This window comes from Arthrobacter sp. B0427-1-12 (assembly GCF_059092905.1).
Genome location: NZ_JBNHIC010000025.1, coordinates 1 through 13,710, shown reverse-complemented (window position 1 = coordinate 13,710; position 13,710 = coordinate 1). Strand labels below are relative to the sequence as shown.

Annotated in this window: 12 protein-coding genes; 9 read left to right on the top strand and 3 right to left on the bottom strand. The window is 66.1% G+C overall.

The window, feature by feature from the left end:
- Positions 1-8 precede the first annotated feature (8 nt).
- On the top strand, positions 9-953 hold the full coding sequence (locus AC5RWU_RS14995) for a methylenetetrahydrofolate reductase (RefSeq protein ID WP_494032290.1): 945 nt from the start codon (positions 9-11) through the stop codon (positions 951-953).
- A 64-nt stretch (positions 954-1,017) separates the two neighbouring features.
- Positions 1,018-3,387, top strand: a complete 2,370-nt coding sequence (gene metE / locus AC5RWU_RS14990) for a 5-methyltetrahydropteroyltriglutamate--homocysteine S-methyltransferase (protein ID WP_494032291.1) — start codon at positions 1,018-1,020, stop codon at positions 3,385-3,387.
- Here the strand turns inward: metE and AC5RWU_RS14985 are convergent.
- The gene (locus AC5RWU_RS14985) at positions 3,377-4,438 is read right to left on the bottom strand and encodes a LysR family transcriptional regulator (RefSeq protein ID WP_494032292.1); all 1,062 of its coding nucleotides are present in this window, start codon (positions 4,436-4,438) and stop codon (positions 3,377-3,379) included. The genes metE and AC5RWU_RS14985 overlap by 11 nt on opposite strands.
- Positions 4,439-4,808: 370 nt before the next feature.
- Between AC5RWU_RS14985 and nrdH the strand changes: the two genes are divergently transcribed.
- The 7 genes from nrdH (at position 4,809) to AC5RWU_RS14950 (ending at position 12,336) form a co-directional block, all read left to right on the top strand.
- Complete coding sequence (gene nrdH / locus AC5RWU_RS14980; RefSeq protein WP_494032293.1) at positions 4,809-5,054, top strand: glutaredoxin-like protein NrdH; 246 nt, start codon at positions 4,809-4,811, stop codon at positions 5,052-5,054.
- 50 nt (positions 5,055-5,104) lie between these two features.
- On the top strand, positions 5,105-5,560 hold the full coding sequence (gene nrdI, locus AC5RWU_RS14975; protein WP_494032305.1) for a class Ib ribonucleoside-diphosphate reductase assembly flavoprotein NrdI: 456 nt from the start codon (positions 5,105-5,107) through the stop codon (positions 5,558-5,560).
- A complete protein-coding gene (gene nrdE / locus AC5RWU_RS14970; protein ID WP_494032306.1) occupies positions 5,557-7,713 on the top strand; it encodes a class 1b ribonucleoside-diphosphate reductase subunit alpha in 2,157 nt (718 codons plus the stop codon). Before nrdI ends, nrdE begins: the two co-directional genes overlap by 4 nt.
- A gap of 95 nt (positions 7,714-7,808) precedes the next feature.
- A complete protein-coding gene (gene nrdF / locus AC5RWU_RS14965) occupies positions 7,809-8,783 on the top strand; it encodes a class 1b ribonucleoside-diphosphate reductase subunit beta (protein WP_494032294.1) in 975 nt (324 codons plus the stop codon).
- Positions 8,784-8,924: 141 nt separating this feature from the next.
- The gene (locus AC5RWU_RS14960) at positions 8,925-9,689 is read left to right on the top strand and encodes a lipoate--protein ligase family protein (protein ID WP_494032295.1); all 765 of its coding nucleotides are present in this window, start codon (positions 8,925-8,927) and stop codon (positions 9,687-9,689) included.
- An 88-nt stretch (positions 9,690-9,777) separates the two neighbouring features.
- Positions 9,778-11,994: a M1 family metallopeptidase gene (locus AC5RWU_RS14955; RefSeq protein ID WP_494032296.1), complete on the top strand. Its 2,217-nt coding sequence runs from the start codon at positions 9,778-9,780 to the stop codon at positions 11,992-11,994.
- Positions 11,995-12,117: 123 nt separating this feature from the next.
- On the top strand, positions 12,118-12,336 hold the full coding sequence (locus AC5RWU_RS14950; protein ID WP_494037050.1) for a DUF4262 domain-containing protein: 219 nt from the start codon (positions 12,118-12,120) through the stop codon (positions 12,334-12,336).
- A 203-nt stretch (positions 12,337-12,539) separates the two neighbouring features.
- On the opposite strand, the gene AC5RWU_RS14945 is transcribed toward AC5RWU_RS14950, so the two are convergent.
- Together AC5RWU_RS14945 and AC5RWU_RS14940 are read right to left on the bottom strand one after the other, a co-directional pair.
- Positions 12,540-13,193: an MBL fold metallo-hydrolase gene (locus tag AC5RWU_RS14945; protein WP_494032298.1), complete on the bottom strand. Its 654-nt coding sequence runs from the start codon at positions 13,191-13,193 to the stop codon at positions 12,540-12,542.
- The coding region (locus AC5RWU_RS14940; protein ID WP_494032299.1) for a zinc-binding dehydrogenase at positions 13,193-13,710 on the bottom strand (518 nt) is incomplete at its 5' end. The genes AC5RWU_RS14940 and AC5RWU_RS14945, both read right to left, overlap by 1 nt.

Genomic DNA, 13,710 nt, shown 5'->3' with positions numbered 1-13,710 from the left:
GGATCCAAATGCCACCACCCACCCTGGCACAGCCATATCCGGAGCCGAATCCGGAATCAGCGCAGCACTCGCATCCGGCCCTGTCCTACGAGCTCTTTCCGCCCAGGAACACCACCGCCCACGATGCGCTCCGGCGGACCATCCGCGAACTGGAGCATACGGCGCCGGACTATGTCGCCGTCACCTACGGTGCGAACGGCTCCAACCGGACCACCGCCGTCGAACTCCTGGAACACCTGCTGACCGCCACCAGCCTCCGGCCGCTGGCCCACCTGACCTGCGTCGGCAACAGCCACTACGGACTGACCGGGCTGATCGAGGATCTGGTCGACCGCGGTGTCCGCGGGATCCTGGCGCTGCGCGGCGACCTGCCGCAGCAGCAAGGGACCCGCGAGGGCGACCTGCGGTACGCCCAACAACTGGTCGAGCTGATCCGCCAGGTGGAGCGCAGGCGGTCCGCGCACTTATGTGCGGGCCGGATCGCCGTCGGCGTCGCAGCCTACGCCACCAAGCACCCGGAATCGCCCAGCTTCCGGCACGACCTGGAAGTCCTGCTGGCCAAGCAGGGATCCGGGGCGGATTTCGCCATCACGCAGGTCTTTTTCCACCCCGGGCACTATGCGCGGCTGGTTCGGTCCGCGCGGCGGGCCGGCGTGGACATTCCCCTGATTCCCGGGGTGATGCCGCTGACCAGCGTGCGGCGGCTGGAGCGCCTGACCCAGCTGGCCGGCATCGAAATCGACTACGCGCTCTACGACCGGCTGGTCTCCGCCGGCGACGAGGCGAAGCGCCGCAGCATCGGAATCCAGGCCACGGTGGATCTGGCCAATGCCGCCCTCGACGCCGGCGCTCCCGGCCTGCACCTGTACACCTTCAACGAGCATTCGTCCGCGCTGGAGGTGCTGGACAGGCTGCAGCTCAGCCGTCCGGCGCCCCCGGCACTGGTCTACTGACGCCTGGCCACCCCATGCCTGACCAACCAATAGCCAACCAACCGAACGTCAAAGGACTTCTCCCATGAGCACCCAGCGCTTCCCCGAATTCCCCGCCGCCACCATCATCGGCTACCCCCGCATCGGCCGCCGCCGCGAATTGAAAAAGGCCGTCGAGGCCTACTGGGCCGGCACCTCCAGTCAGGCCCATCTGGAAGCCGCCGCGCGGCAGCTGCGGCTGGACTCCTACCGGCGGCTGGGCGAACTGGGACTGGACACCGGCAACTCCGCGATTCCCGCATCGTTCTCCTACTATGACCAGGTGCTGGATACGGCGGTGGCCGTCGGCGCCGTGCCCTCCCGGTTTGCGGACCTGTACGACGGCGGCGGACGGCTTGGGCTGGACGCTTACTTCACGCTGGCCCGCGGAGACAAGGAACGCCAGCCGCTGGAAATGACCAAATGGTTCGACTCCAATTACCACTACCTGGTTCCGGAGATCGGCCGTGACACCACCTTCCGGGTGGCCAACGACGCCGTGGTCCGCAGCTTCACCGAAGCCAAGGAGGCCGGTTTCACCGTGCGGCCCACGCTGGTGGGTCCGATCACCTTCCTGCTGCTGAGCAAGGCCGCCGACGGCGCCCCCGAGGGCTTCAACCCGCTGTCCCGGCTGGCCGACCTGCTGCCGGTGTATGCCGACCTGCTGCGGCGCCTGGTAGCAGCCGGAGCCGAATGGGTGCAGCTGGACGAACCGGCCCTGGCCGCGGACCAGGCGGTCGACGCAGCGGAACTGGCCGCGGCGGTGCGCCATGCGTACGCCTTCCTGGGCCGTGAGGTGGAACGGCCGGCCGTGCTGGTGGCCACGCCCTACGGTTCGCTGGGCAGCCTGCTGCAGGTGCTTGCCGCCGCGCCGATCGAGGCGCTGCATATCGATGTGTTCAAGGGCGCCGTTCCGGATGGCGCCGGGCTGGCTCCGCTGGGGCAGGCCACCCTGGTGGCTGGCGTCGTGGACGGACACAACGTCTGGAAGGCGGATCTGGAGGCCGCCAGCGGCCGGCTTGCGGAGCTGTCCGCGGCGCTGGGCCGGAGCGCGTCCGGCAGGCGCCGGCTGGCGGTGTCCACCTCCACCTCGCTGCTGCATGTCCCGCTGGACGTGACCGAGGAAACGGCACTGGAACCCCAGCTGCGCAGCTGGCTGGCCTTCGCCGACCAGAAGGTCCAGGAAGTCGTCACGCTGTCCCGGGTGCTGGTAGACCCAGCGGTCGTCGACACCGAGGCCATCGACACCGAGATCCGGGCCGCCGCCGCGGTCCTGGCCGGGCGCCGCACCGCGGATGGGGTGCACCGTGGTCCGGTACGGGCCCGCACGGGTGGGCTGGCGCCGTCGGACTTTACCCGGAGTGCCTATGACGCGCGCCGGACGGCCCAGGAGGACGCGCTGGGGTTGCCGCCCCTGCCGACCACCACCATCGGTTCCTTCCCGCAGACCGGCGAGGTGCGCGCGGCCCGGACCCGGACCCGCCGCGGCGAGCTGACGGCGGACGAATACCGCCGGCTGATGCGCGGCGAAATCCGCCGCGTGGTGGAACTGCAGGAGGAGCTCGGCTTCGATGTCCTGGTACACGGTGAGCCGGAGCGCAATGACATGGTCCAGTACTTCGCGGAAAACCTGGACGGCTTCGCGACCACCGAACAGGGCTGGGTGCAGTCCTACGGCAGCCGCTGCACGCGCCCGTCGATCTTGTGGGGAGACGTGAGCCGGCCCGCTCCGATCACCGTCGACTGGGCGTCGTACGCCCAGTCACTGACGGTCAAGCCGCTCAAGGGCATGCTGACCGGCCCGGTCACCATCCTGGCCTGGTCCTTCGTCCGCGACGACCAGCCGCTGGCGGAGACCGCCCACCAGGTGGCCCTGGCCCTGCGGGACGAAGTCGCGGACCTGGAACGGGCAGGGATCCGCATCATCCAGGTGGACGAACCGGCCCTGCGCGAACTGCTGCCGCTGCGCCGCGCGGACCAGCCGGCCTACCTGGACTGGTCCGTCAATGCCTTCCGGCTGGCGACCTCCGGCGTCGGCGCCCAAACCCAGATCCACACCCATCTGTGCTACTCCGAATTCGGCGAGATCATCGAGGCGATCGATGCGCTGGACGCGGACGTGACCAGCATCGAGGCCGCGCGCTCGCGGATGGAGGTCGTCGACGATCTGGAACGTTCCGGCTTTGGGCGGGGGATCGGCCCCGGCGTCTACGACATCCACTCGCCGCGCATCCCTTCCGCGGCGGAAATCGAGGAGTTGCTGGAGATCGCCCTGCGCAGCGTGCCGGCCCGCCAGCTGTGGGTGAACCCGGATTGCGGGCTGAAGACCCGCGGCTACGCCGAAACCCGGGAGTCCCTGCGCAACCTGGTGGCCGCGGCGAAGGCGGTGCGCAGCCGGCTGGCGGTCAGCGTCTGACTCCGGTGTTCATGCGGGCAGGGCCGCGGGGTGGTACAGCCCCGCGGCCCTGCTGCGTCCCGGAGAGGGTTTCGGCCAGGGTTTCGGCCAGCAGGTCGACAAGCACGCCGGCCTTGGCCGCGTGCGCCGTGGCATCTGCCGGCTGCGTTTCGGCGGCCATGGCTCCGGCCGCTTTCGTGCCGACCGTTTTCGTGCCGGCTGCGCCGGAGCGCGCGGGAATCCGGAGGGCGAAGATGCTGCGCGCCAGCCGGATCTCCGGCACATCCAGCACGACGACGCCCTCCGTGCCGCTGGTCATGGCCAGCTCGGGTACCAGCGCCGCGCCGAGCCCGGAGGCGGCCAACTGCAGCGACGCGTTGAAGTCGTCGCAGCTGGCCACTACCCGAGGATGCAGGTTGCAGCTGGCAAAGAGCCGCTCGATCACCACGGCATCGCTGGTTCCGGGATGATGGAGGATCCATGGCATGCCGGTCAGCTGGCCGGCAGTGACGGACGCACCGGGACGGATGCCCCAGGACTCCGGAAGGACCACGCGGAAGTTGTCGTCGCCGATCCACTGCCGGTCGATGGTTGAGGGCCAGGCGAGTCCGCCCTGGCCCACCTGGTAGACCAGGGCGACGTCCAGTTCACCGCCGGTGCGCAGACCATGGATGGTCTGCCCCGGTTCGGCTACGGACACGCGCAGGCTGAGGCCGAGGTCCCGCCAGCGCCGGCTCTGCAGCAGGCGGGGCAGCACATGCGTGGCCAGGCTGGGGAAGATGCCCAGCCGCAGTTCCGGCTCCGTGCCGGCCTGCGTCCTGGCAGCGGCCGCCAGCAGGGCATCGATGTCCGTGAGTACCTTGGCAGCGTGCCGTGCCATGACGACGGCGGCCTCCGTCGGCAGCACGCTGCGCGCCGACCGTTCGAACAGGACGGTGCCGGTGTCCTTCTCCAGTGCGGACATTTGCTGGGATACGGCCGAGGCCGTGTAACCGAGCCGGGCGGCGGCCGCGGCGAAGGAGCCCAGGCGGATGACCTCCAGGAGGGTACGCAGATGCACGGGATTGACCATCAAGATTCCTTTTCCTCGCTCCCTCCAAGGGTAAGCGAGGGGGTGCTGCAGACCCCCTCGTCCGACACGCCCACACGCCGCGACACGCAGGGATTTTAAATCTGGGGATATGTGGGGGAAGCCGTCCACACGTGTGGATGACGTGCCTTCGGGCCCCCGGATTCAGCCGTTTCCGGCGGCTCCGCCTGTGCATGGAATGTGGATTAAAGTGGCGGTAAATGACATACTTGTAATACATCATCTTGGGGTCCGCTGCAGCGCGATGCACTAGATGTAGTATTGAAACCGCCGGCGAGGAAAGCCGCGCAGCAGAGTCTTACAGCAGAATTTTGCAGCAGAAGCACTAGGGCTTCACAAGAGGAGAGGGACCATGACTGTAACGGTTTACACCAAGCCGGCATGCGTGCAGTGCAACGCCACTTACCGTGCTCTGGACAAGAAGGGCATCGCCTACCAGAGTGTCGATCTCTCGCAGGATCCCGCCGCCCTGGAGCGGGTCCGGTCCCTCGGTTACATGCAGGCTCCCGTGGTCGTCACGGACCAGGACCACTGGTCCGGATTCCGTCCGGACAAGATCGCCGGGCTGACCGATTCCGCTGCTTCCTCGGTGGCCTGAACTTCCCCTTCCGCACTACCTCAGGACAGTGACTTCCCATGACGCTGACGATGCCGGACCATTCGGATCCGGTACCAGCGGAACCTGTGCCTGAAACGGCAACCGATGCACCGCTGATCTACTTTTCGTCGATATCCGGAAACACCCACCGCTTCATCGAGAAACTGGGCCGCAGGGCGGCCCGGCTGCCGCTGCACGCCAAGGATGAGACCCTGCACGCGAGTAAGCCCTATGTGCTGGTGCTGCCGACGTACGGCGGACTGTCCGGCAAGGGCCTCGTGCCCAAGCAGGTGATCAAATTCCTCAATGATGAACACAACCGTTCGCTGATCCGCGGAGTGATCAGCGCCGGCAACTCAAACTTCGGCGAAACCTACTGCCTGGCCGGCGATATTGTCGCGGCCAAGTGCAAGGTTCCGCTGCTCTACCGCTTCGAACTGATGGGCACCCCCGAGGACGTCGCCCGCGTCAATGAAGGATTGAATTCGTTTTGGAGACAACAGTGACGGCACCGGCCGCGGCCAAGAAGGAAGACGCTATTCCCGAGCGCTTCAAGGGCCTGGACTATCACGAGCTGAACGCCATGCTTAATCTGTACGGCCCGGACGGCCGAATCCAGTTTGAGGCCGACCATGCCGCCGCGCGCCAGTACTTCCTGCAGCACGTCAACCAGAACACGGTGTTCTTCCACAGCCTGAAGGAAAAGCTGGATTACCTGATCGAGAACGAGTACTACGAGAAGGACGTGCTGGATCAGTACGGCTTCGACTTCGTCAAGTCGCTGTTCAAGCAGGCCTACGCCCACAAATTCCGCTTCGAAACCTTCCTGGGCGCCTTCAAGTACTACACGTCCTACACGCTCAAGACGTTCGACGGAAAGCGCTACCTGGAGCGCTACGAGGACCGCGTGTGCATGGTGGCCATGGGGCTGGCGCAGGGGGACAAGGAACTGGCCTCCAAGCTGGTCGACGAGATCATCGAAGGCCGGTTCCAGCCGGCCACTCCGACCTTCCTGAACACCGGCAAGAAGCAGCGCGGCGAACTCGTGTCCTGCTTCCTGCTGCGCATCGAGGACAACATGGAGTCCATCGGCCGCTCCATCAATTCCGCGCTGCAGCTGTCCAAGCGCGGCGGCGGCGTGGCGTTCGCGCTGACCAACATCCGCGAGGTGGGTGCTCCGATCAAGCAGATCGAGAACCAGTCCTCCGGTGTCATTCCGGTCATGAAGCTGCTGGAAGACTCCTTCTCCTACGCCAACCAGCTCGGCGCCCGCCAGGGCGCGGGTGCGGTGTACCTGCACGCCCACCACCCGGACATCTACCGCTTCCTGGACACCAAGCGGGAGAACGCGGATGAGAAGATCCGCATCAAGACCCTGTCCCTGGGCGTCGTCATCCCCGACATCACGTTCGAGCTGGCAAAGAAGGACGAGGACATGTACCTCTTCTCGCCGTACGACGTGGAGCGCGTCTACGGCGTGCCGTTTTCCGACGTCTCGGTCACCGAAAAGTACTACGAGATGGTGGACGATTCGCGGATCAAAAAGACCAAGATCCGCGCCCGCCAGTTCTTCCAGACACTGGCCGAGATCCAGTTCGAGTCCGGCTACCCGTACATCATGTTCGAGGACACGGTGAACCGGGCCAACCCGATCGACGGCAAGATCATCATGAGCAACCTGTGCTCCGAGATCCTGCAGGTCTCCCAGCCGACGACGTACAACGAAGACCTGTCCTACAACGAGACCGGCAAGGACATCTCCTGCAACCTCGGCTCGCTGAACATCGCCAAGACGATGGATTCGCCGGACTTCGGCCGGACCATCGAGACGGCGATCCGCGGGCTGACCGCCGTGTCGGACATGAGCAACATCGCCTCGGTGCCGTCCATCGCCAAGGGCAACTCCCAGTCCCACGCCATCGGGCTGGGCCAGATGAACCTGCACGGCTACCTGGCGCGCGAGCGGGTCCACTACGGGTCGGAAGAGGGCCTGGACTTCACCAATATCTACTTCTACACGGTGCTCTACCACTGCCTCCGGGCGTCCAACCTGATCGCCATGGAGAAGGGCGAGACCTTCGGCGGGTTCGAAAAGTCCAAGTACGCCAGCGGCGAGTTCTTCGACAAGTACACCGACCAGGCCTGGGAGCCGCAGACCGAGCGCGTCCGCGAGCTCTTCGCCGACGTCCACATTCCCACCCAGGACGACTGGCGGGAACTGAAGGCCTCGGTCATGGAGCACGGCATCTACAACCAGAACCTGCAGGCCGTCCCGCCGACCGGCTCGATTTCCTACATCAACAACTCGACCTCCTCCATCCACCCGGTGGCCTCGAAGATCGAGATTCGCAAAGAAGGCAAGATCGGCCGCGTCTACTACCCGGCGCCGTACCTGACCAACGACAACCTGGAGTACTACCAGGATGCGTATGAGATCGGCTACGAGAAGATCATCGACACCTACGCCGCGGCCACGCAGCACGTGGACCAGGGGCTGTCCCTGACGCTGTTCTTCAAGGACACCGCCACCACGCGCGACATCAACAAGGCGCAGATCTACGCCTGGCGCAAGGGCATCAAGACGATCTACTACATCCGGCTCCGCCAGCTCGCGCTGGAGGGCACGGAGGTGGAGGGTTGCGTCAGCTGCATGCTCTAGTTGTCACCCACAACTAAAAGTGCGACGACGGCTGCAGCCGCCCGCCGTCGTCGCACCAGTTCCACACTTCACTCACAGAAATCCGAGGGTAAGAAATGACGGAAAAGGTCAAGTTGCTCAGCCACGTGGAGGCGATCAACTGGAACCGTATTCAGGACGAGAAGGACGCGGAGGTCTGGAACCGGCTGGTCAACAACTTCTGGCTGCCGGAGAAGGTGCCGCTGTCCAACGACGTGCAGTCGTGGAACACGCTGAAGCCTGAGGAGCAGCAGCTAACCATGCGCGTGTTCACCGGCCTGACCCTGCTGGACACCGTCCAGGGGACCGTCGGCGCCGTCAGCCTCATCCCGGATGCGCTGACTCCCCACGAGGAAGCGGTCTACACCAACATCGCCTTCATGGAATCCGTCCATGCCAAGAGCTATTCGTCCATCTTCTCCACGCTGTCCAACACCAAGGACATCGACGACGCCTTCCGCTGGTCCACGGAGAACGAATACCTGCAGAAGAAGGCGCAGATCGTCGTCGACTACTACACCGGTGACGATCCGCTGAAGAAGAAGGTGGCCAGCACCCTGCTGGAATCCTTCCTGTTCTACTCCGGGTTCTACCTGCCGATGTACTGGTCCTCCCGGGCCAAGCTCACGAACACCGCGGACCTGATCCGGCTGATCATCCGCGATGAGGCTGTGCACGGCTACTACATCGGCTACAAGTACCAGCGCGGGCTGGAGCGGGTGGACCAGGCGAAGCGGGACGAGCTGAAGGACTACACCTTCGAGCTGTTGTTCGAGCTGTACGAGAACGAAGTCCAGTACACGCACGACCTCTACGACGGCGTCGGCATGAGCGAGGACGTCAAGAAGTTCCTGCACTACAACGCCAACAAGGCCCTGATGAACCTGGGGTATGAAGCCATGTTCCCGTCCAGCGTCACGGACGTGAACCCGGCGATCCTGTCGGCGCTGAGCCCGAATGCGGACGAGAACCACGACTTCTTCTCCGGCTCCGGCTCCTCCTACGTGATCGGCAAGGCCGTCAATACCGAGGACGAGGACTGGGAGTTCTAACCCGCCCGCCCGCCCGTCCGGCGCCCCGGTTCCCTGCGGAGCCGGGGCGCTGCCGTATCTGCGGACGGCAGCCGGCGGACAGAGCCGCGTGCCCGGACGGTAAAGTTGACAGGTACGCCATCGAAGGGAAACCGGAGTTCCATGTCTGCCGTGAACGGGAAACCAGCCGTCCTTGACGTCGTCCGGCAGACCGAATCCCTGGGCCGCGCCGAAGACCTGGACTATGGGCTGCGGATGCTCGACGCGGGCAAGCACGGCCGGCTCGGACCGACGCTTCGGCTGTACCGGCCGCAGCCCACGGTCGCCTTTGGCCAGCGTGACACCCGCCTGCCCGGTTTCGATCAGGCCGCGGAATTGTGCCGGCAGCAGGGGTTCGAGCCGCTGGTCCGCAAGGCCGGCGGCCGGGCAGCGGCCTACCACCAGGGCTGCCTGATCGTTGACCATGTGGAGCCGGATCCGGACGCGATCATGGGGGCCCGGCGCCGGTTCGCACGGTTCGGCGACCTGTTTGCCGAAGCCCTGCAATCCGCCGGCGTCAAGGCGGCGGTCGGCGAGATTCCAGGCGAGTACTGCGCCGGGGAATTCAGCGTGCACGGCTCGGACCCCCGGGATGGGCTGCGGCGCGTCAAGCTCGTCGGGACCGCCCAGCGGGTGGTGTCCGGTGCCTGGCTGTTCTCATCGGTGATCGTGGTGGAGAACTCCCGGCCGCTGCGGGAGGTGATGACCGGCGCCTACGCGGCCCTCGGCCTCGACTGGGATTCGGCGACCGCGGGCGCAGTGGACGATCTGGTCCCGTACCTGGATGTCGAAGCCGTGGCCGCAGCGGTGCTGGCAGCCTACGGTGCGGATGCGGCGATCGTTGAGCGTTCAATGACGGAACTGCTTGCCGCAGTGCCGGCTGCTTGAACATTGATTGACAGCCGGGGACCAACGGAGGACCGTTGCCTCTGTCGATCCAATTTCACAGGGGCCTGCAGACCGAGAGTTGGCAGCCATGAAAACCAGATCCGGGACGGCGGTCCGCCGTCCTGACGGCATGGAGCCACCGGCATGCCGGCGCGTCTTCCTGCTCCTGTTCATCATCATGTTCGCTGCCGCCGGTTGCGGGGGTGCTGCCGCCGCGGACGACCCGGCGGACCATCGCTACCCGGCTTTCCGCCCCGGAGCGCCAGGGCTCGGCGACCCCTATTTTCCACTGGACGGCAACGGCGGCTACGACGCCCGGCACTACCTGCTGGATCTCAGCTACGACCCGTCCGCGGATCTGCTGCAGGGAACGGCTACCATCACCGCCGAGGCCACGCAGGATCTGGCTGCCTTCAACCTGGACCTGGACGGACTGACCGTGCACTCCGTGGCAGTGGACGGGGAAGCAGCGGTCTGGACCCGGTCGGGGGGCGAACTGACCGTCACGCCCCGCCGCGGCATCCCGGAAGGGCAGCGCTTCAGTACCGTGGTCGCCTACGGCGGAACCCCGAAGGCCATCAGCGCCCCCTTCGGCACCTCCGGTTTCCTGCATACCGACGACGGCGCGGTAGTGGCAGGTGAACCGCATGTCGCGGCCACTTGGTTCCCGGTCAACGACCATCCACGTGACAAGGCATCCTATACGTTCCGGATCTCGGTTCCCACGGGGCTCGAAGCGGTGGCCAACGGCCGGCTGGCGGACACGCGGACGAACGATGAGTGGACGGCGTGGACATGGGAGGCGGAGGAGCCTATGGCCTCCTATCTGGCGACGGTGGCAATCGGCGAGTTCGACGTCGACACCTACCCAAGCGGGCAGGTCCGGTTCAGCGATGCTTTGGATCCGGATCTCTTCGGCCCCATCGCGTCCCCGCAGTCCGGTACGGCGTTGGCCTGGTCCCAGGCCGCTGACAGTTCCTACAAGCGGCTGTCCGGAACCATCAGTGTTCCGGAGGCAGGGGCCCGGCTGTCCTTCAGCACCTATCGGCTAACAGAACCCGGGGCGGACTTCTTCTTCGTCGAGGCACGAAAGGCCGGAACCGAGGACTGGACCACCTTGCGTGACCGGAACGGGCACACCATGCAGGCGACCGGCTTTTCCTGCCCCGGGTGGCTGTCCGTGCACCCGTTCCTGGCGCACTACCAGACGGACACTGGGAACGGGCGGTGCGAGCCGGCAGGGACGACGGGCATCTGGTGGGCGGCCAGCGGCGCCGGCACCGGCTGGGAGCAGTGGGAGGTGGACCTGGCGGCGTACGCCGGCCAGGACGTCGAGGTCTCGCTTACCTACGCCAGCAACGAGCAGGTCCAGGGCGACGGCGTGTTCCTGGACGACATCGTGATCGACGGCGGACCCGACAGCACCTCCTTCGAGGACGACGGCGACCGGTTTGACGGCTGGACCGTTCCCGGCGCGCCGCCGGGAAGCGCCGCAAATACCAATGACTGGAGCACCGAGGCCCAGCTGCCGCCTCCGCTGGGCACCAGGATCCGCGGTTCGCTGGACCGGCAGGCGGAGATCATCGGCTTCCTGTCCGGCCTGTTCGGCGAGTACCCGTTCAGGGACGCCGGCGCCATCGTGGATGATGCGGAGGAGATGATGTTCGCCCTCGAGAACCAGACGCGTCCGGTGTACGGCAAGGTGTTCTTCTTCGACCCGGTCCTGGGCGAATCGATCATCGTCCATGAGCTGGCCCACCAGTGGTTCGGCGACAGCCTGGCGGTTGATACCTGGCAGCACACCTGGCTGAACGAGGGGTTCGCGACCTACGCGGAGTGGCTGTGGAGCGAGCGCGAAGGTATGGGAACAGTCCAGGAACTCTTTGATTTCCATGCCGGCACACCGGCCGAGGATCCCTTCTGGAACCTGGTCATTGGCGACCCCGGACGCGAAGCGCTCTTCGACGAACCGGTATACGTGCGCGGAGCCATGACCCTGCACCGGCTGCGTGCCGAAGTGGGGGACCACGTATTCTTCCGGATCCTGGCCGGATGGGTCGCTGCCCATGAGGGAGAGAACGTTTCCACCGCAGAATTCGTCGAGCTGGCCGAGACCGAGTCCGGCCGGAACCTAGATCCCCTGTTCGAGGAGTGGCTGTTCACCGCTGCCAAGCCGCAGGACCTGCCGGAGCCGGCTGCCGATGCGCCGGCGGCTGTGCCCAGCGAGCGGAACTACCGGCAGAGCAGCTTGCCTCCGGTCCGCAGCCTGGAGCTGCGGATGGGCAGCCGCGACGGGACCAAATAATCCGCAGGCAGCCGAACGTGTGTATGATCCGTCGGCAGGAGCGGGCACACTGACCGCACAACGCTTTTTCCTCCAGGAGGCATGATGTGCGACATGTGCAACGGGATGGCCTGACGGCAGGTGGTGGAGAAGGCCAAACTCACTGTTGCCCGCCACGGCTGGCAGTTCCAATTCGTCGAAGGTTCCTGGACCAGCCCCGCCTTCGGCTACACCGTCGGCCTGACCGAACTCCGGCATCCCGAACTCATCATGACGGGCCGGCGGCAGTCCGAGACGGTTGAGCTGCTGAACGACCTGGCCGCCCAGGTTTCGCCGGCGAGCAGATGCTCACGGCCGGCATGAGGATTCCGCTGCAGGCCGTCTGGGCGGACGATTCGGGTCGGCTGCCCTGGAGCAGCCAGTACCGGATGTCCTGACCCAGCCGCTGTACGGCAGCTTGCCGGGAATCGGGCCGTAGGCGTTACCGGAGGCAAACGGCGACGGCACCCGGGAAAGGGTACCGCCGCCGTCGTACTGCAGGTAAACCGGCAGGTGAGCTACACAGCCTAGTGGCCGCGGTCGATCCATTCCTGCAGGTGCGGCGCTTCGGCGCCGATGGTGGTGCTGTCCCCGTGGCCGGTGCGGACCACCGTCTCCGGCGGGAGCGTGAGCAGATTGTCCCGGATGGAGTCGATGATCGTGCCGAAGTCGCTGTAGGACCGCCCGGTCGCCCCCGGACCGCCGTTGAACAGCGTGTCCCCCGTGAAAACGGTGCCTTCGCTCTCCAGGTAGTAGCACGTGGAGCCGGGGGAGTGTCCGGGAGTATGGATGGCCTGCAGGCGGGTGCCGGCGACCTCGAAGACGTCCCCGCCGGAGACCTCATGGTCGGGGTCGACGTTGGGGAAGACCCGCTCCCAGAGCATCATGTCCGCCGAATGCAGGTAGATCGGCGCATTGACGGCCGCCGCGACGTCCTGGACGGCGCGGATATGGTCGTCATGCCCGTGGGTGAGCAGGATGGCGGTCACTTTGCGCCCGCTGACCTGCTTCACGATGGCCTCGGCGTCGTGCGGCGAGTCGATCACCACGCATTCGTCGTCGTTGCCCACGATCCAGACGTTGTTGTCCACGTCCCAGGTGCCGCCGTCGAGTGAGAACGTCCCCGAGGTGACCAGATGCTCGACGCGTACGTTCTGTGCTGTGTTGGGTGCGGGGGTCATCAGATTTCCACCACGGAGCGCAGGACCTTGCCTTCGTGCATCTTGTGGAAGGCTTCCTCGATCTGGTCGATGCTGATGCGTTCGGTGACGAACGCGTCCAGGTCGAGGCGGCCCAGCTTGTACTGCTCGACCAGCATGGGGAAGTCGCGGGAGGGCAGGCAGTCGCCGTACCAGGAGGACTTCAGCGCGCCGCCGCGGCCGAAGACGTCCAGCAGCGGCAGCTCGATGGTCATTTCCGGGGTCGGGACGCCGACCAGGACGACGGTGCCGGCCAGGTCGCGGGCGTAGAAGGCCTGCCGGTAGGTTTCGGGCCGGCCGACGGCCTCGATGACCACATCGGCCCCGTTGCCGCCGGTCAGGGCCCGGATGGCCTCCACCGGGTCCTGGCTGGAGGAGTCCACGGTGTGGGTGGCGCCGAGTTCCTTGGCGCGTTCGAGCTTGTTGGCGTCGATGTCGACGGCGATGATCGTGGTCGCACCGGCCAGCTTGGCGCCGGCGATGGCGGCGACGCCGACGC